Annotated in this window: 17 protein-coding genes and 1 tRNA gene; 15 read left to right on the top strand and 3 right to left on the bottom strand. The window is 70.9% G+C overall.

Annotated elements, in window-relative coordinates; all coding sequences use genetic code 11:
• Positions 1–5: 5 nt before the first annotated feature.
• Complete coding sequence (purH, locus tag VF289_RS15310) at positions 6–1694, top strand: bifunctional phosphoribosylaminoimidazolecarboxamide formyltransferase/IMP cyclohydrolase (RefSeq protein WP_330884766.1); 1689 nt, start codon at positions 6–8, stop codon at positions 1692–1694.
• Between the two features lie 240 nt (positions 1695–1934).
• Entirely contained in the window at positions 1935–2840 is a 906-nt protein-coding gene (gene ppk2, locus VF289_RS15305) for a polyphosphate kinase 2 (protein ID WP_330884765.1), read from the top strand.
• A gap of 347 nt (positions 2841–3187) precedes the next feature.
• Here ppk2 and VF289_RS15300 read toward each other — a convergent pair whose 3' ends face one another.
• On the bottom strand, positions 3188–4705 hold the full coding sequence (locus VF289_RS15300; RefSeq protein ID WP_330884764.1) for an aspartate ammonia-lyase: 1518 nt from the start codon (positions 4703–4705) through the stop codon (positions 3188–3190).
• A gap of 137 nt (positions 4706–4842) precedes the next feature.
• Here VF289_RS15300 and VF289_RS15295 point away from each other — a divergent pair, with 137 nt between their 5' ends.
• From VF289_RS15295 to galK, 4 genes are all read left to right on the top strand, one after another.
• Positions 4843–5142, top strand: coding sequence for a DUF3017 domain-containing protein (locus VF289_RS15295; RefSeq protein WP_414644507.1), 300 nt, complete (start codon positions 4843–4845; stop codon positions 5140–5142).
• A gap of 198 nt (positions 5143–5340) precedes the next feature.
• Positions 5341–6837 (top strand): threonine/serine ThrE exporter family protein, encoded by a 1497-nt coding sequence (locus VF289_RS15290; RefSeq protein ID WP_330884762.1) that lies wholly within the window; start codon positions 5341–5343, stop codon positions 6835–6837.
• The gene (locus VF289_RS15285) at positions 6834–7928 is read left to right on the top strand and encodes a lactonase family protein (RefSeq protein WP_330884761.1); all 1095 of its coding nucleotides are present in this window, start codon (positions 6834–6836) and stop codon (positions 7926–7928) included. Before VF289_RS15290 ends, VF289_RS15285 begins: the two co-directional genes overlap by 4 nt.
• 150 nt (positions 7929–8078) lie before the next feature.
• Positions 8079–9386 carry a galactokinase gene (gene galK / locus VF289_RS15280; RefSeq protein WP_330884760.1) on the top strand — a complete coding sequence of 436 codons (1308 nt, stop codon included), beginning with the start codon at positions 8079–8081 and terminating at the stop codon, positions 9384–9386.
• 209 nt (positions 9387–9595) lie between these two features.
• On the opposite strand, the gene VF289_RS15275 is transcribed toward galK, so the two are convergent.
• Positions 9596–10633: an adenosine deaminase gene (locus VF289_RS15275; protein ID WP_330884759.1), complete on the bottom strand. Its 1038-nt coding sequence runs from the start codon at positions 10631–10633 to the stop codon at positions 9596–9598.
• A gap of 25 nt (positions 10634–10658) precedes the next feature.
• Positions 10659–11915: a pyridoxal phosphate-dependent aminotransferase gene (locus VF289_RS15270; protein ID WP_330884758.1), complete on the bottom strand. Its 1257-nt coding sequence runs from the start codon at positions 11913–11915 to the stop codon at positions 10659–10661.
• A 287-nt stretch (positions 11916–12202) separates the two neighbouring features.
• On the opposite strand from VF289_RS15270, the gene VF289_RS15265 reads away from it, so the two are divergent.
• From VF289_RS15265 to VF289_RS15225, 9 genes are all read left to right on the top strand, one after another.
• Positions 12203–12275: transfer RNA gene (locus VF289_RS15265), tRNA-Trp, on the top strand.
• Between the two features lie 62 nt (positions 12276–12337).
• A complete protein-coding gene (secE, locus tag VF289_RS15260) occupies positions 12338–12604 on the top strand; it encodes a preprotein translocase subunit SecE (RefSeq protein WP_330884757.1) in 267 nt (88 codons plus the stop codon).
• 76 nt (positions 12605–12680) lie between these two features.
• Positions 12681–13604 (top strand): transcription termination/antitermination protein NusG, encoded by a 924-nt coding sequence (nusG, locus tag VF289_RS15255; protein ID WP_330884756.1) that lies wholly within the window; start codon positions 12681–12683, stop codon positions 13602–13604.
• Between the two features lie 201 nt (positions 13605–13805).
• Positions 13806–14237 (top strand): 50S ribosomal protein L11, encoded by a 432-nt coding sequence (gene rplK / locus VF289_RS15250; RefSeq protein ID WP_096798590.1) that lies wholly within the window; start codon positions 13806–13808, stop codon positions 14235–14237.
• Positions 14238–14241: 4 nt separating this feature from the next.
• Entirely contained in the window at positions 14242–14961 is a 720-nt protein-coding gene (rplA, locus tag VF289_RS15245; RefSeq protein ID WP_330884755.1) for a 50S ribosomal protein L1, read from the top strand.
• Between the two features lie 158 nt (positions 14962–15119).
• Positions 15120–15968: a hypothetical protein gene (locus VF289_RS15240; RefSeq protein WP_330884754.1), complete on the top strand. Its 849-nt coding sequence runs from the start codon at positions 15120–15122 to the stop codon at positions 15966–15968.
• Between the two features lie 288 nt (positions 15969–16256).
• Positions 16257–16775: a 50S ribosomal protein L10 gene (gene rplJ, locus VF289_RS15235; RefSeq protein ID WP_330884753.1), complete on the top strand. Its 519-nt coding sequence runs from the start codon at positions 16257–16259 to the stop codon at positions 16773–16775.
• A gap of 156 nt (positions 16776–16931) precedes the next feature.
• Positions 16932–17321, top strand: a complete 390-nt coding sequence (gene rplL / locus VF289_RS15230; RefSeq protein ID WP_330884752.1) for a 50S ribosomal protein L7/L12 — start codon at positions 16932–16934, stop codon at positions 17319–17321.
• 332 nt (positions 17322–17653) lie between these two features.
• Positions 17654–23029, top strand: a complete 5376-nt coding sequence (locus VF289_RS15225; protein ID WP_330884751.1) for a S8 family serine peptidase — start codon at positions 17654–17656, stop codon at positions 23027–23029.
• The last annotated feature ends 16 nt before the right edge of the window (positions 23030–23045 follow it).

Raw genomic sequence — 23045 nt, 5'->3', positions numbered from 1 at the left:
GCCACGTGAGCACCGCAGAACGCCGTCCCGTCCGCCGAGCCCTCATCTCCGTCTTCGACAAGACCGGGATCGTGGACCTCGCCCGCACCCTCGCCGACACCGGCGTGGAGATCGTCTCCACCGGGTCCACCGGCGGCACGATCCGTGAGGCCGGCATCCCGGTCACCGACGTCGAGTCCGTCACCGACTTCCCGGAGATGCTCGACGGCCGGGTCAAGACCCTCCACCCGCGCATCCACGGCGGGATCCTCGCCGATCAGCGCCTCGAGGCGCATCGCGCACAGCTCACCGACCACGGGATCGCTCCCTTCGACCTGGTCGTGGTGAACCTCTACCCCTTCAGCGAGACCGTCGCCGCCGGCGGCAGCTTCGACGAGATCATCGAGAAGATCGACGTCGGCGGACCCACCATGGTGCGCGCCGCGGCGAAGAACTTCGCCTCCCTCGCCGTGGTCGTCGATCCCGAGGACTACGCGACCGCGGCCGAGGCCGTGAGCGCCGGAGGGTTCACCCTCGTCGAGCGCCAGGAGCTCGCGACCATCGCCTTCACCCGCACCGCCGAGTACGACGAGGCGATCAGCGACTGGATGCTCGAGCAGCTCTCGGGTGCACTGGAGGACGAGCAGCCCGAGGACGGCGAGCTCGCCGAGGACCAGGTCGGGGACGACGAGCTCGAGGACGGCGAGGACATCAGCATCCTGGACCTCTCGGAGTCCGACGCCGCCGAGCTGGGCATCACCGCGACCCTCCGCTACGGCGAGAACCCGCACCAGCGTGCGCGACTGGCCGTCACCGACGAGACCGCCCCCGGCCTCGCCGGCGCCGAGCAGCTCGGCGGCAAGGAGATGAGCTACAACAACTACGTCGACGCCGACGCCGCCGTCCGCGCGGCCTACGACCACCTGCGCCCGGCGGTCGCCGTGGTCAAGCACAACAACCCCTGCGGCATCGCGGTGGCCGGCACGGGCGAGGACATCGCGCTCGCCCATGCCCGCGCCCACGGCACGGACCCCGTCTCCGCCTACGGCGGCGTCATCGCCTCCAACCGCACGGTCACCCTCGCCATGGCCGAGCAGGTCAAGCCCGTGTTCACCGAGGTGATCCTCGCTCCCGGCTATGACGAGGCCGCGCTCGAGCTGCTGCGCACCAAGAAGAACCTGCGGATCCTGCGACTGGTGGGGGAGTACTCCCGTGGCGTCGAGATGCGCGAGATCTGGGGCGGGATGCTGATCCAGGATGCGGACACCATCGCGGCCGACGGCGACGACCCCTCGCAGTGGACCCTCGCCGCGGGCGAGGCGGCGGACGAGGCGACCCTCGCCGACCTGGCCTTCGCCTGGCGCTCCGTGCGCGCGGTGAAGTCCAACGCGATCCTGCTCGCCAAGGACTCGGCCGCCGTGGGCATCGGGATGGGGCAGGTCAACCGCCTGGACTCCTGCCGCCTCGCCGTCACCCGCGCCAACACCCTGGGCGCGCACGCCGAGGGCGAGCAGGCGCCCGAGCGGGCCAGTGGCGCGGTCGCGGCCTCGGACGCGTTCTTCCCCTTCGCCGACGGCGCACAGATCCTCATCGACGCCGGGGTGCGGGCCATCGTGCAGCCCGGCGGTTCGATCCGGGACGAGGAGGTCCTCGAGGCCTGCCGCGCGGCGGGAGTGACCATGTACCTCACCGGGACCCGTCACTTCGCGCACTGAGCGCTGACTGGTCCGAGCACCGACCGGACCGAGCATGGTCCGGACCGAGCTCCGTCCGGATCAGCACTGCCTGGCCCGAGCACCGAGCGGGGAGGACCGGCGCCCCGTCCTGGACGGGGCGCCGGTCCCCGTCGGCCCTCCCCAGCCCTCCCCGCACCCCTCCCTCGGGACGTCTGTTCACCACACGGACATGCGCGCGCTCTACAGTTGTCCCATACCCCAGCGTCCGAAGGAGCGACCGTGAAGATCCCTGACAACCAGAGCCTGCGCGAGTACATCGAGCATCTGCGCGAAGAGGGGTACTCGGTCCAGGACGGCCACACACCGGACCCGGATCTCATCGATCCCCAGGGCAATCCGGTGTACACCTGGCAGGAGGGGTACCCCTACGAGACCCGCATGGACCGGGACGAGTACGAGCTGGAGAAGTACAAGCTCCAGGTCGAGCTGCTGAAGTACCAGTACTGGCTCGAGGACAACGACCAGAAGTCGATCATCATCTTCGAGGGGCGGGACGCGGCCGGCAAGGGCGGCACCATCAAGCGCTTCACCGAGCATCTGAACCCGCGCACCGCCCGCGTGGTCGCGCTGAACAAGCCCAGCGACCGCGAGCGCGGCCAGTGGTACTTCCAGCGCTACATCCAGCATCTGCCCACCGAGGGCGAGATGGTGCTCTTCGACCGCTCCTGGTACAACCGCGCCGGTGTCGAGCGCGTGATGGGCTTCGCCTCGCCCGAGCAGTACGAGACGTTCATGAACCAGGTCCCGTACTTCGAGCGGATGCTGGTGGACTCCGGCATCTTCGTCACGAAGTTCTGGTTCTCCGTCTCCCAGAAGGAGCAGCGCACCCGCTTCGCGATCCGTCAGCTCGACCCTGTGCGCCGCTGGAAGCTGTCCCCGATGGACCTCGAGTCCCTGGACCGCTGGGAGTCGTACACCGCGGCCAAGGAGGAGATGTTCCGCCGGACGGACAAGAAGTACGCGCCGTGGACGATCATCCGCTCCAACGACAAGAAGCGCGCCCGGCTCAACGCCATGCGCTACTTCCTCTCCCAGTTCGAGTACGACGGCAAGGACCACGACGTGATCGGTGTCCCCGACCCCAAACTCGTGATGCGCGGCAAGATGGAGGAAGCCGACGAGTGAGCGCCGGGTGAGCGCCGGGTGAGCCGAGGCGCCACCAGGCTGTGACTCCGACCTCGGCGGCGACCCCCGCCTCGGCGGCGTCCCCGGCCTCGGCTGCGACCCCCGCCTCGGCTGCGCCCCCGGCCTCGGCCCTTTCGCAGGGATTGCTGGATTCTGAACCACTTCTGGACGGGAAGTGGTTCAGAATCCAGCAATCTTGCACCTGACATGTCGCCACACGACAGCCCGCCACCCGGCAGCCCGCCACCCGGCAGCCCGCCACCCGGCAGTCCGCCAGCCGGCTGTGCTGCACCCGGCGGTCCTGCACCTGACGGGTCGCGGCCCCGTGCTGTGTGCACGGCCTCCGGTCAGCCCTCCGTGGCGGGAGCCTCCACCGGCAGGCGGGTGATCTCCCCGGAGTCCAGCTGCTCCTCCGCGACCGCGGGCATGGTGCCGGTGGGGCTCGAGCGGTGAGGGCTGGTCATGGAGGCGGGGGAGAGCAGCGCCTTCAGCCGCGTCTCGTCCAGCAGCCCTCGCTCCAGCACCAGATCGGCGACCGGACGGCCGGTCTCCAGAGCGGTGGCGGCGACGTCGGTCGCGGCGGCATAGCCGATCACCGGCACCAGCGCCGTGACCACGCCGATCGAGCGGCGCAGGTCGTTCTCGAGCACGTCCTCGTTGACCGTGATCCCGGCGATGCAGCGATCGGCCAGGGTGTTCATGGCCCTCGTCATGATGCGCGTGGACTCCAGGATGTTGAAGGCGATCACCGGCTCGAAGGCGTTCAGCTGCAGCTGCCCGCCCTCGGCCGCGAAGGCCACGGTGAGGTCGTTGCCGATCACCTCGAAGGCGACCTGGTTGACCACCTCGGGGATCACCGGGTTCACCTTGCCGGGCATGATCGAGCTGCCCGGCTGCACGGACGGCAGGTTGATCTCGTGGAAGCCCGCCCGAGGCCCCGAGGAGAGCAGCCGCAGGTCGTTGCAGATCTTCGAGATCTTCACCGCGATGCGGCGGAGGATCCCGGAGAAGGTCACGAACGCGCCGGTGTCGCTGGTCGCCTCGACCAGATCGGCGGCGACCACGAACTCGATCCCCGTCAGCGCGGTGAGCTCCTCGGTGGCGCGCTGCGCATAGCGGGGATCGGTGGTGATGCCGGTGCCGATCGCGGTGGCCCCGAGGTTGATCTCCTGGAACGCCGCCGCTGTGCGGGTGAGTCGCTCGACGTCCTCCTCGATGGTGGTCGCCCAGGCGTTGAACTCCTGGCCCACCGTCATCGGGACCGCGTCCTGCATCTGGGTGCGGCCCATCTTCAGCACCTGGGAGTACTCGTCACCCTTGGCGCGCAGGGTGGAGATCAGGTGCTCCATCGACTCCACCAGGGCCGGGAAGGTCAGCAGGATCCCCAGGCGCAGGGAGGTGGGATAGACGTCGTTGGTGGACTGAGCCAGGTTGACGTGGTTGTTGGGGTGTAGGTGCTCGTACTCGCCCTTCCGGTGACCCAGGATCTCCAGGGCGCGGTTGGCGATCACCTCGTTCGCGTTCATGTTGGTGCTGGTGCCGGCACCGCCCTGGATCATGTCCACCACGAAGTTCTCGTGGAGCTCACCGTCCACGATCTCCGCACAGGCCTGCTCGATCGCGGCGGCGCGCTCGTCGTCGAGTGCTCCCAGACCGTGATTGGCTCGGGCCGTGGCCCGCTTGACCTGGGCGAGCGCCTCGATCAGACGGGGGAAGTGGCTCAGCGGGACGTCCGTGATGCGGAAGTTCTCCTGCGCTCGCAGGGTCTGGACGCCGTAGTAGGCATCGGCGGGGACCTCGCGATCGCCGAGCAGATCGTGCTCCGTGCGGGTGGCGGGGCCGGTCGTCGAACCGGGGATGGTCATGTGAAGGAGTCCTCCAGGTCGCTCGGTGGTCGACGGCGCTGCCGACCACGACCAGGGTAACCGCGACGACACCCTGCAGAGGCCCGCACCACCCTCACCCTTCCGCACAGCCCGTGCCATGCCGCACCACCCGTACCATGAGGCCCGTGCCGCAGCAGAGATCCCCCTTCACCATCTCCGCGGCCGTTCGACGCCAGGCGGTGCTGAGCTCCGCCCTGGTCGCGCTCGGCCTCATCATCGTGCTCGGCGTGCTCGTCTCCGCGCCCCTGGCCGGAGGGCTGCTGGCCGCGCTGCTGGGGATCCTGGCGGTGCTGCGCGCGGTGCTCCCGATCCGGGCCGTCGGTGCCCTCGCCGTCCGATCCCGCGCCCTCGACGTCGCAGTGCTGCTGCTGCTCGCGGTCTCCCTGGCGGTGCTCTCGGCCGCCCCCAACCTCTGAGGCTCCGCATCGCCCGAGCCTGATCGTGCGGTCCTCGGGCCTGGTCCTCCGGCCGGGTCCTCGGGCCTGGTCACGCGGTCGCGGCGCCGTCCACGGCAGCGCCCTCTCGGCGCGGTGAGGAACGCCCGTCCGGCGCTGTGAGGAACGAGGCCGCATCCGGAGTGTCCCGGGCCCTGACCCGTGTGGCACGATCGGTCCGTGCCCACCGATTCCGCCCGGCTCCATGCCGTGTTCGACCTCGCCATGAGGATCGGCGAGGGGCTGCTCACCAACGGGGCCGCGGCCTCGGAGGTCACCGCGACCGTGCTGCGGGTGACCAGCTCCTCCGGCCTGCGCAACGTCTCCGTCCAGGTGACGTTCAACGAGGTGACGATCTCCTATCTGGCGGACGAATCCGCCACGCCCTTCACCCGCGTCCGCTCCGCGAACGAGCGGGTGCAGGACTTCGCCCGGCTCGCCGCCTTCGAGGACGTCTCCCACGGCTACCTCTCCGGCGAGCTGCCCCTGGACGAGGCCCGCCGACAGGCGGCGGCGATCCCGCAGCGCCCTGCGCTGTACCGCATTCCGCTGGTCGTCGCGGGCTTCGCCGTGATGGGCGGGGCCGCGGCGCTGTTCTTCGGGGCGGGGAGCCTCGTGGTGATCGCCGCGACCCTCTCCGCCGGACTGCTGATCGCGATCGGCGAGCTGCTGGCCCGTTGGAACATCCCGCCCTTCTACAGCCAGGTGCTGGGCGGCTTCGTCGCCGTCGGCGGCGCGGTCCTCGTGGCACTGATCGACGACAGCGTCAGCCCGTCGATCGTCGTCGTCTCCTGCATCATCGTGCAGCTGGCGGGGCTCTCCTCGATCAGCGCGGTGCAGGACGCGGTCACCGGCTGGTACGTGACCGCGGCCGGACGCATTCTCGAAACCCTGATGCTCACCGTCGGGATCGTCGCCGGCGTGCGACTCGGACTCCTGCTGGCCGACCTGCTCGGGGCCGACGTCTCTGTCAGCGCCGAGATGCCGCTGAACTTCACCAAAGCGGTCGTCGTGGTGATCTCGGGCCTCGGCATGGGGCTCGGGTACGGCGTCGGCACCCAGGTCCCCGCACGCCTGCTGCTGGCCGGGGCGCTCGTCGCCTCCGGGTCCGGCATCATCGCCCACCTGCTCGGCAGCGCCTTCCTGGACCGTACGGTGGCCGTGGCCATCTCCGCCCTCGTGACCGGCCTGATCGCGACCGCGATCGGTGACCGGATGCGGGCGCCGGCCCTCGCGTTCGTGATGTCCGGGGTCATCCCGCTGGTCCCCGGCAGTCGCATCTACCAGGGCCTCTTGGGCCTCGAGCGTGACCTCAGCTCCGGTGTCGCCGAGCTGCTCGGCGCAGCCGAGATCGCGGTCGCGATCGCGGCCGGAGTGGTGCTCGGCCAGCTCCTGGCCTCACGGCTGATGCCGTACTTCCGCCGCAGCGGCATCGCCTACACGCCAGCGATCTCGACGCCGTTCACCACGCTGCGCCGCCGCCGGCTCTCCCTGGGCTCGCGCCGGATGCGGCGTCGTCGCGGCGCTCCGGTGATCGAGCCGTCTACGATGACCGGTGAGATGACAGCGCTGTCCTCCACGATGTTCGACGACCTCTCGTTCCTCGAGGATCTCGAGCCGCCCCCGGACCTCGAGGACGGCACCGGGCAGCGCTCCGACCGCGAGGAGTCGACATGACCACCACCGCACTGATCGCCGCCGGCTGCTATTCCCGCAGCGGCACCGGCCGCGGGCCGGGCATCGAGCTGCTGAGCCTCACCGCCGACGGGGACGGCTCCGCACCGGTGGTGGAGCGGCTCGCGGTCGTGGACCTGCCCGACCCGTCGTTCGTGCTCTGGAGCCCGGACGGCACCGTGCTGCACGCGGTGCTCGAGGGCGATCCCACCCGTGTGGTCGCCGTGCGCGTCTCGGCCGACGGCCAGGAGGCGGAGGTGATCGGCGAGCTGGCAGTGGACGGCGCCGGCGGATGCCACCTGGGTCGTGGCACCGACCCCTCCACCCTTGTCATCGCCCAGTACGGAGCGGGCACCGTGGCGACCGTGCGCGTGGACGAGGACGGGATCCCCGTCGGGCAGATCGACCTGGACGACCATCGCGACCACAGCGATCGCGGCGACCAGCGCGACGACAGCGAGGCCCAGGAGCCTCACCCCCACCAGGTCAGCGCTCTGCCGGGGACGCCGCTGCTCGCCGTCCCGGATCTCGGGCTGGATCGGGTGCTCCTGTACCGGCAGGACTCCGCGGGGATGATCGACCTGGCCGGCGAGATCCCGCTCAGCCGGGGCAGCGGTCCCCGCCATCTGGCCGCGGACCACGAGTCGGAGCAGCTGCACATAGCCTGCGAGCTCTCCGGGATGGTCGCCACCGCGGTGCGTGCCGAGGCCGGCTCGCAGCGTCGGCGTCCCGCCGCGCTCGAGGGTCCCTCGCACCGCTGGAGCGTCCGTTCGATGATTCCTGCCAGCGCCCGGGAGCAGAGCAACGCCCTCTCGCACATCGAGCTCACCGCGGACGAGTCCGCCCTGCTGGTGGCCAATCGGGGACCGGACACGCTGTCCCTGCTCTCGCTCACCCCGATGCGCCCGCTGCTGGTGACCGAGGTCGAGGTGGGGGCGCATCCCCGTCACTTCACCCAGCTGGACGACCTGGTGCTGGTCGCGGCTCAGGAGGGCGACCGCATCGACGTGCTGCGGCGTCGGGGCGAGGAGCTCGAGGTCGCTGCGGCGCCGATCCCTGCCCCCTCGGTGGCCTGCCTCGCCGTCCGGCCCTGAGCAGCGGACCCGGGCGCCCGTGCCGAGAGGCGCCCGGCCAGGGACCCGGTCCTGTGCTCTTGTCGGGATGACGGTTAGACTCTCGGACGCCGTGCACAGCAGGAAGCGTGTTCCGCCGCATCGGCCTTAGATCGCTCCGGAAGGAATTCCATGACCCGTGCCGACTCCGTCGCCCCCACCGCGCCCTCCGGGGTCCCCGAGGCTCCCGGCGCCCCCGAGGCTCCCGGCGAGACCGGTGCCACCGCGCCCGAGGTGGAGCTGTCCGCGGCCCCGGACCGCAGTGCGGCCGCAGACCGGGCCGCGCAGCTGTTCGAGGACGCCTTCGGGTACGCACCGGACGGTGTGTGGTCCGCACCCGGCCGGGTGAACATCATCGGCGAGCACGTCGACTACCAGGACGGGCTGTGCCTGCCGATGGCGATCTCCCATCGCTGCTTCGCCGCCGCGGCACGGACGCCCACGAACCGGCTGCGCCTGCGCTCCGCCCAGGACGAGACGATCCTCGACATCGACGCGCGCGAGCTCACCCCCGAGGCCGTCACCGGCTGGCCCGCCTACGTGGCCGGCGTGCTGTGGGCGCTGAGCCCTCGGATCTCGGGTGCCTCCACCCGCGGCATGGATATCATGATCGACGGCCAGGTCCCGCTGGGCGCCGGACTCTCCAGCTCCGCCGCGCTGGAGTGCGCGGCGGCGGAGGCCATCGAGGCTCTGCTGACCCTGGGCACCGAACCGCTGGACCGGGTGCGCGCCGCGATCACCGCGGAGACGGACTTCGCCGGAGCCTCCACGGGCGGGCTGGACCAGTCCGCCTCGGTGCTCTCCCGGGAGGGTCACGCCCTCTACCTCGACTGCCGCGACTTCTCCACCCGGCCCGTGCCGTGGGACCTCGCCTCGCAGGGCCTGGCCCTGCTGATCACGGACACCCGTGCCGAGCACTCCCACGTCGACGGCGAGTACACCGCGCGCCGGGCGGACAGCGAGCGCGCCGCCGGGGCGCTCGGGGTCCCGACCCTGCGGGACGCCGACCTGTCGGCCGTGGGCGGTCTCGGCGCACTGCTGGGGCAGATCGAGGACGAGGTGGTGCGCCGCCGCGCCCGTCACGTGATCACCGAGATCGAGCGGGTGCGCGAGTTCGATGCCCTGCTGGCGGACGGCTCCGTGCGCGAGCACGTCGACGCGCTGGGCGGCCTCCTGAACGCCTCCCACGATTCCCTGCGCGAGGACTACGAGGTGACCGTCCCGCAGCTCGACCTCGCGGTCGACACGGCTCGGTCGGCCGGGGCGCACGGGGCCCGGATGACCGGCGGCGGCTTCGGCGGCTCGACCATCGCCCTGGTCGAGGCCGACGCCGCGCAGTCCGTCGCCGCTGCGATCGCCGAGGCCTTCGCCGCCGCGGGCTGCACCGCCCCGGCGTTCTTCCTCGCGCTGCCCTCGGAGGGCGCCGGCCAGGACCGGTGAGAGCGACGGCGCAGCGATGAGAGTCCTGGTCGGATGAGAGTCCTGGTCACCGGAGCCTCCGGGTTCCTCGGAGGTTGCGCTGCGCAGATGCTCTGCGCCGAGCACGAGGTGGTGGCCACCGGGCGGGTGTTCCCGCCCGGGCGCCCTGCCGGCGCTGCTGGCGGAGGTCGACGCGGTCGTGCACTGCGCGGCGCTGCCCGATCGACGTCTCAGCCGCTCGTCAGCGGGCCGTCGAGCCATTCCTGCACCTCACCCAGGAGGCGCTGCTTCACCGTCTCAGGAGCGGCGGAGATCCTGATCGAGGAGGCGGCGAGGTCGGCCAGCTCCGCGTCGGTGAAGCCGACCTCCCGGGCGGTCTCGTACTGATCCAGCAGCCGCGAGCCGAACAGCAGGGGGTCATCCGCGCCCAGCGCGATCTGGGCCCCGGCGTCCACCAGGCGCCGCAGCGGCACGTCGGCCGCCGTCTCCACCACGCCGAGCGAGGCGTTCGAGGCCGGGCACACCTCCAGCCCGATGCCCGCCTCGACGATCCGATCCAGCAGCGCAAGGTCCTCCGCGGAGCGCACCCCGTGCCCCAGCCGGTGCGGTCCCAGATGCTCCACCACGTCCCGCACATGAGCAGGCCCCAGCAGCTCCCCGCCGTGGGGCACGGACAGCAGTCCGGCCTCGCGCGCGATGCGGAACGCCGGACCGAACTCGGAGGTGGTGCCGCGGCGCTCGTCGTTGCTCAGCCCGAAGCCGACCACCGCGCCCGCGTTCCTCGCGGCCAGGCGGGCGAGGGTCCGCGCGTCCAGCGGATGCCGGGTGCGGGAGGCGGCGATGACGATCCCGATGCTCACCCCGGTCTCCCGCTCCGAGCGGGCGGCCTGGTCCAGCACGATCTCGATCGCCGGGGTCAGCCCGCCCACGAAGGGCGCGTAGCTGGTGGGATCCACCTGCAGCTCGAGCCGCCTGGAGCCCTCCGTCGCATCGTCCTCGGCGGCCTCGTGGAGGATCCGACGCATCGCCTGCTCGGAGTCGACCACGGCGCGGGCGGCGTCGTACTGCCGCTGGAAGCGGAACCAGCCCCGATGGGTCGGCTCCACCTGCAGCGCGACGTCGTCGGTGAGGGAGCGGGGCAGGCGGATGCCGCGCTCCGCCGCCAGCTCCCACAGCGTCTCCGGACGCATCGACCCGGTGAAATGCAGGTGCAGATGCGCCTTGGGCAAGGTGGCGAGGTCCCGGACCGCACCGTCGGCCGGGCTCATGGTCGCGGCCCTCCAGCGCGCCGCGTCACTCGGACAGCAGCGCGATCACCCGATCGATGCCCTCGGTGATGTCCTCGTCCGCCAGCGCATAGGAGAAGCGCAGGTGGCCAGGGGCCCCGAAGGCCTCGCCGGGCACTGCGGCGACTTCCGCCTCCTCGAGGATCACGGTGGCGAGATCCGTCGAGGAGGTGATCTCCTTGCCGCGCAGCGTGCGGCCCAGCACCTGGGAGACGTCCGGGAAGGCGTAGAACGCCCCGGTGGGAGTGGGGACCGTGAAGCCCGGCACCTGGGAGAGCTGCTCGACGATCAGCCGACGCCGACGGTCGAAGGCCTCCCTCATCTCCTCCACCGGCTCGCTCGGACCGGTGAGTGCCGCGAGCGCGGCGCGCTGGGCGATGTTGTTGACGTGCGAGGTGAGATGGGACTGCAGGTTGGTGGCCGCCTTGATGACGTCCACGGGACCGACCATCCAGCCCACCCGCCAGCCGGTCATCGCGAAGGACTTCGCGACCCCGCCCAGCAGCACGGTGGTCTCGGCGAGCTCGGGCACGGCCCTCAGCACCGAGGTGAACGGCATGCCGTCATAGGTGAGGGACTGGTAGATCTCGTCGGTGACGACCCAGATCCCGTGCTCGAGAGCCCAGCGGCCGATCTCGGTGACCTGCTCGGGCGTGAGCACCACGCCCGTGGGGTTCGAGGGGGAGCACAGCAGCAGTGCACGGGTGCGCTCGGTGCGAGCGGCCTCGAGCTGCTCGACGGTGGGCACGTAGTTCTGCTCCACACCGGCCAGCACCGGCACCTCGACGGCGCCGGTCTGGCGGATCGCCTCGGGATAGGTGGTCCAGTAGGGGGCCGGGAGGATGACCTCGTCGCCCGGATCCAGCAGGGTCGCGAAGGTCTGGAAGACGGCCTGCTTGCCGCCGTTGGTCACCAGGACCTGGGCGGGATCGATCTCGAGCGAGGTGCTGGCGGTGAAGGACTCCGCGAGCGCCTGCTTCAGCTCCGGCAGGCCTCCGGTGGCGGAGTAGCGGTGGTTCTTCGGATCCTGCGCCGCCTCGACCGCGGCCTCGACGATGTGCGCGGGGGTGGGGAAGTCGGGTTCGCCCGCTCCGAATCCGATCACGGGGCGGCCGGCGGCCTTGAGCGCCTTGGCGGTGGCGTCGACCGCAAGAGTCGCCGAGGGCTGGATCGCCCCGACCCGCTGCGAGATGCGGGAGCGTGCTGCGGCGCTCGGAGCGGACTGCGAACTGGTGGCGGGGATGCTGGCATCGTCGGTGGTCACCCGCCTATCGTGGCAGAGGTCGCCGCGCGCCGCCAGGAGCGCTCGTCCTCTGACAGGCCGGTTCCGGCCCGTGGCCGGGCTCTCGGCAGCCCGGTCCGGTGACCGTTCCGGACCGGGAGCAGGGCACGGCCGGGGACGCCGACAGGGTGGTCTGCGTCTCTCTGGGAGGTGATCTGACGCCCCCGGATTCGCACGAGGTCCCCGCGGCTTGTATGCTGATCGCTGGTCAGAACCGATGGTCTCCTCCGGGGGCCGCGGACAGACCTCATGAGGCCTGGTCCTCGTGAAGGGCAGTGGCGCAATTGGTAGCGCAGCGGTCTCCAAAACCGCAGGTTGCAGGTTCGAGCCCTGTCTGCCCTGCCGGTCCGGCCGGGGTCACCCGGTCGGATGCGGATGACCTCGACGAGATCGGACAGCCCAGAGTGAACTCCAGCCAGAACGCCCCGTCGACGCCTCGCGGTGCCGACGCCCAGGGCTCCGGGTCGAAGAACCCGTTCCTGGCGATCGGTCTGTTCATCCGGCAGGTCATCGCGGAGCTGAGGAAGGTCGTCGTCCCGACGCGTCGGGAGCTGGTCCTGTACTCGATCACGGTCCTGCTGTTCGTCGTCTTCATGATCCTGCTGATCTTCGGCCTCGATGCCGCGTTCAGCTGGCTGTCCAGGATCGCCTTCACGGTCCCCGACGTGTGAGCCGCGGGCCGTCCCGCACAGCACACCGCACCGTGACCGATCAGTTCCACGCCGCCAGGAAGGCAGGTTCCCGCCGATGAGCGAGACGACTTCTACCCCCGACGAGTCCTACGAGAACCTCGACGACTCCCTCTCCTTCTCCGCCTCGGCCGGGACCTCCGAGGACGCCGCCGCGACCGCTGAGCCCGCCGCTGCTGATGAGGCCGCCACGGGCGTCGATCCCGAGGCGGAGCTCCTCGCCGACGAGACCGCCGGCGCCGAGGGCGAGGAGTCAGAGCGCACCGCCGACGAGACCGCCGGCTCCGAGGACGAGGTCGCCGGATCGGAGGGTGTCGAGCCCGAGGCCGCTGACGCCGAGGACGCCGACACCGAGGCCGAGGACTCCGAGGAGGAGGACCCCCTGGCGCAGCTCAAGATGCACCTGCGCTCCTCCCTCGGCGAGTGGTACGTCGTCCACTCCTACTCGGGCCACGAGAACCGCGTGAAGACGCAGCTCGCCACGCGCACCGAGACCCAGGACATGGAGGACTACATCTTCGAGGTCCAGGTCCCCATGGAGGACGCGACCGAGGTCAAGAACGGCCAGAAGAAGATCGTCCGCCGCGTCCGCGTCCCCGGCTACGTGCTGGTGCGCATGGACCTCACCACCGAGTCCTGGCGAGTCGTGCGGGACACCCCCGGTGTCACCGGCTTCGTCGGCAACGCGACCGATCCGACCCCGCTGAGCTTCGACGAGATCTACTCGCTGCTGGCCCCCTCCGTCGGCCTGCCCGAGAAGAAGCGCTCCGCCAGCGGCGGCACCGGCAAGGCCGCCCCCGCGCAGAAGGTCCCCGACTTCCACGTCGGCGAGTCCGTCACCGTCATGGACGGCCCCTTCGAGACCATGCCGGCCACCATCTCCGAGATCCACTCGGAGGCCCAGAAGCTCCAGGTCCTGGTGTCGATCTTCGGCCGCGAGACCCCGGTCGAGCTGGCGTTCGACCAGGTCGCCAAGATCTGATCCACCAGGAGCTGAGCGGCGCGCACGGCCCCCGGGCCGGGCGAGTACGACCAGGATCACCCTCGATCCCGGTCGACGCCGCCGCGACGTGCAGGTAACGTCGCACCCCGGGCCCGTCCCCGCCATGAGCGGGAGCGGGTCCAGCAGTGGGAGGAGCGCATGATGAGCTCCGCCCGGACCACACCACAGTAAGGAAGAGCAATGGCTCCCAAGAAGAAGATCGCGAGCGTCATCAAGCTCCAGATCCAGGCCGGTCAGGCCACCCCTGCACCGCCCGTGGGTCCCGCGCTCGGCGCTGCCGGCGTGAACATGATGGAGTTCGTGAAGGCCTACAACGATCGCACCGCGGACATGCGCGGCAACATCGTCCCGGTCGAGATCACGGTCTACGAGGATCGCTCGTTCACCTTCATCACGAAGACCCCGCCGGCCGCAGAGCTCATCAAGAAGGCCGCCGGCCTCCAGAAGGGCTCCGCCGTCCCGCACACCGACAAGGTCGGCAAGATCACCCAGGCACAGGTCCGCGAGATCGCGGAGACCAAGATGCCTGATCTGAACGCGAACGACATGGATGCCGCGGCGAAGATCGTCGAGGGCACCGCTCGTTCCATGGGCATCACGGTGGAGGGCTGACGACATGGGTTTCCGTAGCAAGGCATACAAGAACGGCGCCGCTCTGATCGAAGCGGGCCGCGACTACTCGCCGCTGGACGCACTGCGTCTGGCGCAGAAGTCCTCCCCGTCGAAGTTCGACGCCTCGGTCGAGGTCTCGATGCGACTCGGCGTGGACCCGCGCAAGGCGGACCAGATGGTGCGCGGCACCGTCAACCTGCCCAACGGCACCGGCAAGACCGCCCGCGTCATCGTCTTCGCGACCGGTGCGCAGGCCGACTCCGCTCGTGAGGCCGGCGCCGACGAGGTCGGCGACGACGACCTCATCGAGAAGGTCGCCGGCGGCTGGACCGACTTCGACGCGGCCGTGGCCACGCCGAACCTCATGGGCAAGGTGGGCAAGCTGGGCCGCGTGCTCGGCCCCCGCGGCCTCATGCCGAACCCCAAGACCGGCACCGTCACCATGGACGTGACCAAGGCCGTCTCGGACATCAAGGGCGGCAAGATCGAGTTCCGCACCGACCGTGCGGCCAACCTGCACTACATCGTCGGGAAGGTCTCCTTCTCCGATCAGCAGCTGGTCGAGAACTACGTCGCCGCGCTCGACGAGATCCTGCGTCTGAAGCCGTCCGCCTCCAAGGGCCGCTACATCACCAAGATCACCGTGTCCACCACCATGGGCCCGGGCATCCCGGTCGACGTGAACCGCACCCGCAACCTCCTCGAGGACACCGACGAGGCCTGAGCCCCGTCCCCTCTGAGGGTGCACCCCCGACGTCCCGTCCACCTTGCGGTGGGCGGGACGTCGTCGTCTCCGGAGCGTCGGCCGGTCGGGCAGGCATCGCTCCTCGACGCGCGTCCGCGGCCGGGCCGCAGGGGACCGGGGGCTACTAGGGTGGCCGGGTGACCGATCTCCTCGCCCTGGCGCGCACAGACCTCCCCGCGGAAGGGCTCGTGGCGTCGGCGGGGAGGACCCTTGCGCGCTACGACCATCGCACCCAGGACTCGGGCAACATCTCCTGGCTCGTCGCGACGGAGCAGGGGGAGTACTTCGTGAAGTCGGCGGGCACGCGCGAGCCGCCACCCCCGGGTGCACCCATCCCGTACCTCGATCACGCAGCACGGGTCAGGCTTCTGCGCAGCGCTCTCGAGATCGCGCAGAGCGTCGACCACCCGGCCCTGTCCCGGTTGCGCGCGGTGGTCGAGGCTGCCGACGGGCCGGTGCTGGTGTACGACCGCGCGCCGGGGGAGCTGATCGGTGTCCCGTCCGCGCGGCGCAGCGATCCCGCCTCGCCCTACCGCCGCTTCGCCGCGGCTCCGCCCGGGATCCGGCTGACGGTGCTCGGCCAGCTGCTCGAGGCGCATGCAGCTCTGGAGCGGGCCGGCTGGGTGGCGTGCGACCTGTACGACGGCTGTCTCATGGTGGATCTCGCCACGGGGCGGCTCACGCTCATCGACCTGGACACCTACCGCCGCGGGGCCTCCACCAACGACATGGGGCGCATGTTCGGGTCGAGTCGCTTCATGGCCCCGGAGGAGTTCGAGCTCGGTGCGCCGCTGGACTCCCGCACCACCGTGTTCACCCTCGGGCGGATCGCGCGTCACTTCGGGACCGGGCTCACGGAGGATCTGGCGCATTTCTGCGGGGGAGCGGAGGCGGCCGAGGTGATCGATCGGGCGACCCGGCCGTCGCGATCGGAGCGGTTCGGCTCCGTCGGCGAGCTCGCCGCCGCCTGGGCCCGGGCGATGTGACGCAGAACGCCGCCCCGTCCCTGGCGATCAGTCGCCGTCCTGGTCTAGTCTGGACCTACCGAAGACCGCCGGTCGTCGCCCTCGACCTCGAGGACGATCGAAGAAATCCCTCCGGGATGGCCTGCGCAGGTGAAGAAGCGACCATTGCACGGTCGTGCCCGTCCGGCTCCGGCCGGGGCCCACTGGGTCGGCATCCGTGCGATCGAGGCCTCGACACTTGCGTGTCGAGGCCTTTTCCGTGTCCAGGGCTTCTTCACCCGGTGGCGAGAGACCTCTGGAAGGAGGGCCATGGCGAATCCCGAAAAGACGGGCGCCGTCGCCGAGATCGTGGAGCTGTTCCGCGATTCCGACGCCGCCGTCATCACCGAGTATCGCGGGCTCAGCGTGGGGGAGCTCAAGGAGCTCCGCCGCTCGCTGGGTTCCGAGACGACCTACGCCGTGGTGAAGAACACGCTCACGGAGATTGCCGCTCGCGAGGCCGGCATCGACGTGTTCGACGGCACGCTCAGCGGCCCGACCGCTATCGCCTTCATCAAGGGCGAGCCGGTGGAGCCTGCGAAGGCTCTGCGTGACTTCGCCAAGACCCACGAGAACCTCGTGGTCAAGTCCGGCTACTTCGAGGGCAAGCTGCTCTCGAGGGAGGACGTCCAGAAGCTCGCGGACCTCGAGTCCCGCGAGGTCCTGCTGGCCAAGGCCGCCGGCGCCATGAAGGCGTCGATGTCCAAGGCCGCCGCAGTGTTCGCTGCACCGCTGTCCAAGACGGCGCGCACCGTGGACGCGCTGCGGGCGAAGCAGGAGGCCGCCTGAGCCTCACGGCTCACGGCTCACGGCCTCCGCACCCCACAGCCTCAGCGCTGTCCCCCCGGCAGCTCCCCATGGAGCGACCGGACCGCTAGACCTGGCGCGAAGGCGCCGCCTGACACCGCAGGGACGCAGGTCCCACCAACAGGAAGGAACGCCACCATGGCAAAGCTCAGCAAGGACGAGCTCATCGAAGCTTTCAAGGAGATGTCCCTCATCGAGCTCTCCGAGTTCGTGAAGGAGTTCGAAGAGGTCTTCGACGTCACCGCCGCCGCCCCCGTGGCCGTTGCCGCCGCCGGTGGCCCCGCTGCCGGTGGCGACGCCGCCGAGGAGGCGGAGCAGACCGAGTTCGACGTCATCCTCGACTCGGCCGGTTCCGCGAAGATCGCCGTCATCAAGGAGGTGCGCGCCCTGACCTCCCTCGGTCTGAAGGAGGCCAAGGCGCTCGTCGACGAGGCGCCCAAGGCTGTCCTCGAGGGTGTCAAGAAGGACGACGCCGAGGCTGCCAAGGCCAAGCTCGAGGAGGCCGGCGCGACCGCTTCCGTCAAGTGATCTCTGGCGTGCGCCCGGCGCACGCCTGATCCGACGGCAGTCCGCTGCTTCCTGAAGGGCCGTCCCGCATCTGCGGGGCGGCCCTTCTGCATGCCCGATGCCGTGCGCGGGAGCGAGCGGGAGTGTGCAGTGCCGCGGCGGGCTCGGCCTCGCGCCCCCGTCATCCTTTCGTGACCTCAGGGTGACAAGAAGGAGCCGTGCGCCAGGGCGAACCTCCCTAAGCTGAGCGCTTCTCTGTCATGAATCGCTCGGGGGTCCCTGTGCCGTCACGGCCTGTTCGTCGTCTTCTCGCCCTGTCCGGCGCCCTGCTGATCGGAACCCTCGGGCTGGGCATGTCCGGTGCTGTCGCCGCTCCACCGGCCCCGACGCCACCGTCCGCGCCGGCACCGCTCGACGGTGACCAGACTCCGGGTGAGGACGCCCCGGGCACCGCGGACGAGCTCTCCTCAGAGCCGGTCGACGTGGTGGTGCTGCTGAAGGACCAGCCCACCCGCCTCTCGACGGCTCAGGAGAGCGCCCGGCTGCAGGCCCAGCAGGAGCTGGTGGATGCCTGGTCCCAGGAGCACGGGCTCGAGGTCGACCGGCAGTTCGGCTATCTCGTCAACGGGTTCTCCGCCACGGTCCCGGGCGACCGCCTGGCGGCGCTCTCCCTCGAACCGGAGGTGGCCTCGGTGCGCCGCGAGCGGGTCTACGAGCGGACCGAGCACACGGCACGAGAGCTGCAGGGCGTGCCCGCGGCCTTCGAGGACCACGGGGTCGACGGCACCGGCATGGTCATCTCGATCATCGACTCCGGCATCGACCCCGGCCACCACGCACTGCGCCTGGACGACTGCTCCGCGGCCGCGATCACTCATGTCAACGAGGCGGCGGAGGCGGGCTTCACCTGCAAGGTGCCCGACGGCTACAACTACGCCGACGAGAACTTCGTGATCAAGGACAGCGTCGTCGAGGCGCACGGTCAGCACGTCGGCGGCATCGCCGCCGCCAACGGCTCCGCGGGTGACCAGCCCGGGGACTTCCTCGAGACCGGCGACCTGGACGGGGTCGCCCCCAACGCCCAGCTGCTGGCGATGAAGGTGTTCTCCAACGCCGGCGGCGGCGCCACCGACTCCGACATCGTCGCCGCCATCGAGGACTCGGTGAAGCTCGACGCCGACGTCATCAACATGTCCCTCGGCGCCTCCAACGGTCACAAGAACGCCTCCGACGCGAGCTCCCTGGCGATCGAGGCCGCCCGCGATGCAGGGGTGGTCTCCGTGATCGCGGCCGGCAACGACGAGCAGAACTTCTCCGCCGGCGGCGTGGCCGATGATCTCTACGGACTCCACGACGACGGCACCGTCGGCTCCCCGGGCACCCTGGGCTCCGCCCTCACCGTCGCCTCGATCGACAACGCCGCCCTCACCCAGCTGATGGCGTACGTGAACGATCAGAGCGAGGGGATCCCGTACTCGCCCGCGACCGGCACCCACGACGGCGCACCCCATCGGCTGGTCGACCTCGGGCTCGCCACCGCGGAGGAGACCGCGGGCATGGACCTCGCCGGCGACTACGCGCTGATCGCCCGCGGCGAGATCTCCTTCACCGAGAAGTACGAGAACGCGATCGCCGCCGATGCGGGCGGCGTCGTCCTCTACAACACCGCCGATGAGCCCTTCGGCATGGCGGGGGTGGAGACCTTCACCCTGCCGGGGATCACCCTGCCTCGGTCCGCGGGCCTCGAGCTGGTGGCCGCGGTCGCCGCAGGGGAGACCACGCTGCGGATCACCGACGAGGTCGACGTGCGTCCGAGCCCGGAGGGGCTGCGCCCGTCCTACTTCACCTCCTGGGGCGCGACGCCCACCCTGGACTTCGAGCCCGAGATCGCCGGCATCGGCGGCTCCGTGTACTCGACCTACAACGACGACACCTACGGCTCGAACTCCGGCACCTCGATGGCGTCGCCGAACGTCGCCGGGATGACGGCGCTCGTGCTGCAGCACCTCGAGCAGACCCGTCCCGAGGTCACCGGGGCGGAGCGGGTCGATCTTGCCAAGGTCATGCTGATGAACACCGCCATGATCCCGACGGAGGAGGGGGCCACGACGCCTTCGGCCTCCCCGCGGCAGGTCGGCGCGGGCCTCGCCCAGGTGGACCGCGCGCTGACCTCGCGCGTGATCGCCACCGTCGACGGCGAGGGCGCGGCCGCCCTGCGGGAGATCGACGGCTCCGCCCCCTTCACGATCACGCTCACCAGCAGTGCGGAGACCGACCTGGAGTTCACCCTCCCCGAGGTCATGCTGCTGGCCGAGACCAACGAAGCGGGCGCCGCCACCACCGTGCGCAGCTCGGGCGGCTCCGTCTCCACCCCGGACACCGTGACGGTGCCCGCCGGTGGCAGCGTGAGCGTCGAGGTGACCGTCCGTCCCGAGTCCGGCGGCGACCACTTCACCGGCGGCTGGGTGCAGTTCCTCTCCTCGGGGGCGACCCAGCCGGATCTCGCCGTGCCCTTCCTCGGCTTCGCCGGGGACTGGAACGCCGAACCGATCATCCTGCCCGAGGGCGAGCAGCTCGAGGGCGTCGGCGTCCAGAGCGAGCTGATCACCTCGTGGGGTGGCTCCACCCTCCCGCTGACCAGTGACTACGGGCAGTTCTGGCTCTCTCCCAACGGCGATGGGGACATGGACGTCATCGCGCCGAACCTCGTGCCGATGCGCAACGCCTCCGACCTCCGGTACACCGTTCTGGACTCCGCAGGCGACGAGCTGAAGGTGCTCGGCCAGGAGCAGGGCCTCTACCGCTCCCTGCTGGGGGACTGGACCCTTCACGAGGACCCGCGGGTGCTGCAGTGGACCGGCGCCACCTTCGACGGCACGATCTACGATCCGCAGGCCGTGGACCACGCCGCGCTGCCGGACGGCCGGTACACCTACCGGGTCGAGACCCGGCTCGGCCCGGAGCAGGAGTGGCAGAGCACCGACTTCGACTTCGGGATCGACGCGACCCCGCCCGAGATCGAGTTCGGGCCCTACGAGGCCGGCCTGCTCTCCTTCGAGGTGGTGGAGACCGGCTCCGGTCTCCTCGCCCCGCCCACCGTGACCGGCGCCGCCGGTGACGAGATCCCGGTGACCGAGGCGCCCGACGGCAGCTACGCGATCCAGGTCGACCCCGAGTCCGTCCCGTTCGTCACCGTGTCGGTGCTCGACGCAGGCTTCAACCTGGGCGCGGGCACCAAGGTGTTCGAGCAGTCGACGATGCTGATCGCGGACGCCACGCAGCTCGAGCAGGAGGTGCTCGGTCCGCAGTCGCTGCTGGTGAGCGACGATGCGCTGCAGCTGACCGGCTACGTCTCCTCCGACATCGTCGCGGTGCGCGTCGGCGAGGAGACCGTCGAGACGCCCGAGGGCCGGTTCCGCCACCTCGTCCCGCTGGACGAGGGGCCGCAGGAGATCGTGGTCCAGGGCCTGGACGGGCAGGGCGAGGTGGTCCAGGAGCAGAGCCTCACGGTCACCTACGACGCGACCGCACCGGAGCTCACGGTCACCGAGATGGCGACCGACGCCGAGGGCGCCGCCGTCCTCGATGAGGACGGCACTCTCGCCGTGCGCGGCACGCTCACCGACGAGCGCCAGGGCGCCGAGCTCTCGATCACCTCCGGGCAGACCGCCGGTGAGGTCGCCGCCGACGGCTCCTTCGAGATCACCGTGACCCCGAAGCAGGCCGCCGCCGCCTTCACGCTGACCGCCTCGGACGGGGTGAACACCACCTCGGAGTCCTTCGCGATCTCGGGCCGAGCCCAGCAGAGCGGATGGGCGATGTCCGAGATCACCAACGCGGACTGCATGGTCGATTCCGCGACCTGCTTCGTGCCCGGCGGCACGGCGGACGTCTCCCCCGACGGCACCATCTTCACGCTGCGCGGCGAGTACCCGGCCGGCGGGTCCATCACCCTGACCCCGGGCAGCCGAGCAGGGGAGGACGGCCGGTACGTCGATGCGGAGCCGATCTCGGCGTCGATCGGGGAGGACGGCGTCTTCGCCGTCGACCTTCCCGTCGCCACCGGAGAGAACCACTTCCGCATGGTGATCCAGGACCAGGACGGCCAGGTCCGCTACGACCGCGGGATCCGCCTGCACGTCGATGTCACCGCCCCCACGCTGCAGGTCCAGGAGCCCACGCTGGTCGGCGGCACGCTGTACACGGACTCCGAGCAGGTGGCCGTGGCCGGCACCGCCTCCGATGACGGCTGGGGCTATGGCCTCTCGCTGAACGACTCGATCATCATCGAGCGCTTCGACCTCGGCAGCCCGGGGGAGGAGTCGAACACCCGTGACTTCTCCACCGAGATCACCGTCGCCGACGGGGACACCCTGCTGCTCGAGTTCTCCGACTCCAACGGCAACGTGCTGCTGGGCCTGATCCCGGTGGTCCTGGACCAGGACGTCCCCCGCCTCGACATCGCGAACCTGCGCGACGGCGAGACCGTCGGCGATGACCGCGAGATCGAGGTCTCCGCCAGCGACGAGAACCTGGCCGGGCTGCAGGTGCTGCTGGACGGCGAGGTGGTCCACGACGAGATCACCGACCTCGCCACCCAGGAGCACACCGTCGAGGACGCCTTGTTCGACCTGCGCGAGCTGGAGAGCGAGGAGTCGGAGGATGGCCAGGCGGACGCCGCAACGGAGGATGGCCGGGCTGATGCCGAGCCGACCGACCAGGAGGCGACGGACTCTGCTGCGGATCCGACCCCCGAGGTCACGGCGACCGGCGCCCGCACCCGCGCCGTCCAGGACACGCTGACGGCGAGGGTGGCGACGACGGATCTGGCCGAGGGCTCCCACACCCTCACGGTGGTCGCGACCGACCTGGCGGGCGGCACCACCACCCGGGCACTGGACTTCCAGGTCGCGCCCTCCGAGGCCGAGGTCGGGATCAGCGGACCCGCCGAGGTCGAGCTGAGCATCCATCGCGAGGAGCTCGGCGCCCAGTCGACCCTCGCCCAGGCGGTGCTCTCGCAGTACGAGCTCACGCTGGACGGGGACGCCGACGCGGCGACCGAGGCGGGGCTCTCGTCGCGCCTCGCTCCGGGCACCGTGCTCGTCGAGGGGGAGCAGCAGGTCACCCTGCTCGCGGTCGACGACTCCGGCGACCTGCTCGTCGATGCCGCCGGGGACCCGCTCGAGCTCACGATCGCGGTGTCGCTCACCCTCGAGCGGGTCACGCTCGCCGATGGCGAGGTCACGGCGACGGCCACCTTCCGCAGCGACGACACGCTCACCGTGGCGATCGAGGCGGCCGAGGGGGAGGGCCGCGTCCTGGAGCTCACCACCGCATATGGGTCCCTCGAAGCGGTCATCACCGTGCCGGGCGCCGAGGGCGACACCGCCCTGCGCCTGCTGCCCGACGGCTCCCGGGTCCCGGTCGCGGCGAGCTGGTCCGGCGGCGTGCTCAGCGTCACCGGCCCGTCCCAGGGCAGCTACCTGATCCTCCCGGCCGGTGCGCCGGGCGGAGAGGGAGGCGGCCCGGGTGCAGGTGGTGGCGGTGCAGACGCGCCCGGCAGCGGAGACACCCCCGGCGCCGGCGCCGAGGGGGAGAGCACCAGCGGGGACAGAGGTGGGCCCGGCGGCCCGCTCGCCCGTACCGGCACCGAGGCGCTCGGCCCGCTCGCCGCGGCCGGTGCCCTGCTGCTCCTCGGCGGACTCCTGAGGGCGCGGCGACGGCACTGAGACGGCGCCGCACCGA

It is taken from the genome of Brachybacterium sp. (genome assembly GCF_036379615.1).
Classification (GTDB): domain Bacteria; phylum Actinomycetota; class Actinomycetes; order Actinomycetales; family Dermabacteraceae; genus Brachybacterium.
Note: the sequence above shows the minus strand (reverse complement) of the source record. Positions and strands in the feature narration are given on the sequence as shown.

Coding starts and splice junctions, on each gene's coding strand:
- VF289_RS15285 (WP_330884761.1), top strand. CDS start 6,834: ATGACCACCACCGCACTGATCGCCGCCGGCTGCTATTCCCGCAGCGGC.
- VF289_RS15225 (WP_330884751.1), top strand. CDS start 17,654: ATGTCCGGTGCTGTCGCCGCTCCACCGGCCCCGACGCCACCGTCCGCG.
- rplA (WP_330884755.1), top strand. CDS start 14,242: ATGGGTTTCCGTAGCAAGGCATACAAGAACGGCGCCGCTCTGATCGAA.
- rplK (WP_096798590.1), top strand. CDS start 13,806: ATGGCTCCCAAGAAGAAGATCGCGAGCGTCATCAAGCTCCAGATCCAG.
- rplL (WP_330884752.1), top strand. CDS start 16,932: ATGGCAAAGCTCAGCAAGGACGAGCTCATCGAAGCTTTCAAGGAGATG.
- galK (WP_330884760.1), top strand. CDS start 8,079: ATGACCCGTGCCGACTCCGTCGCCCCCACCGCGCCCTCCGGGGTCCCC.
- VF289_RS15295 (WP_414644507.1), top strand. CDS start 4,843: ATGAGGCCCGTGCCGCAGCAGAGATCCCCCTTCACCATCTCCGCGGCC.
- rplJ (WP_330884753.1), top strand. CDS start 16,257: ATGGCGAATCCCGAAAAGACGGGCGCCGTCGCCGAGATCGTGGAGCTG.
- nusG (WP_330884756.1), top strand. CDS start 12,681: ATGAGCGAGACGACTTCTACCCCCGACGAGTCCTACGAGAACCTCGAC.
- VF289_RS15275 (WP_330884759.1), bottom strand. CDS start 10,633: ATGAGCCCGGCCGACGGTGCGGTCCGGGACCTCGCCACCTTGCCCAAG.
- VF289_RS15300 (WP_330884764.1), bottom strand. CDS start 4,705: ATGACCATCCCCGGTTCGACGACCGGCCCCGCCACCCGCACGGAGCAC.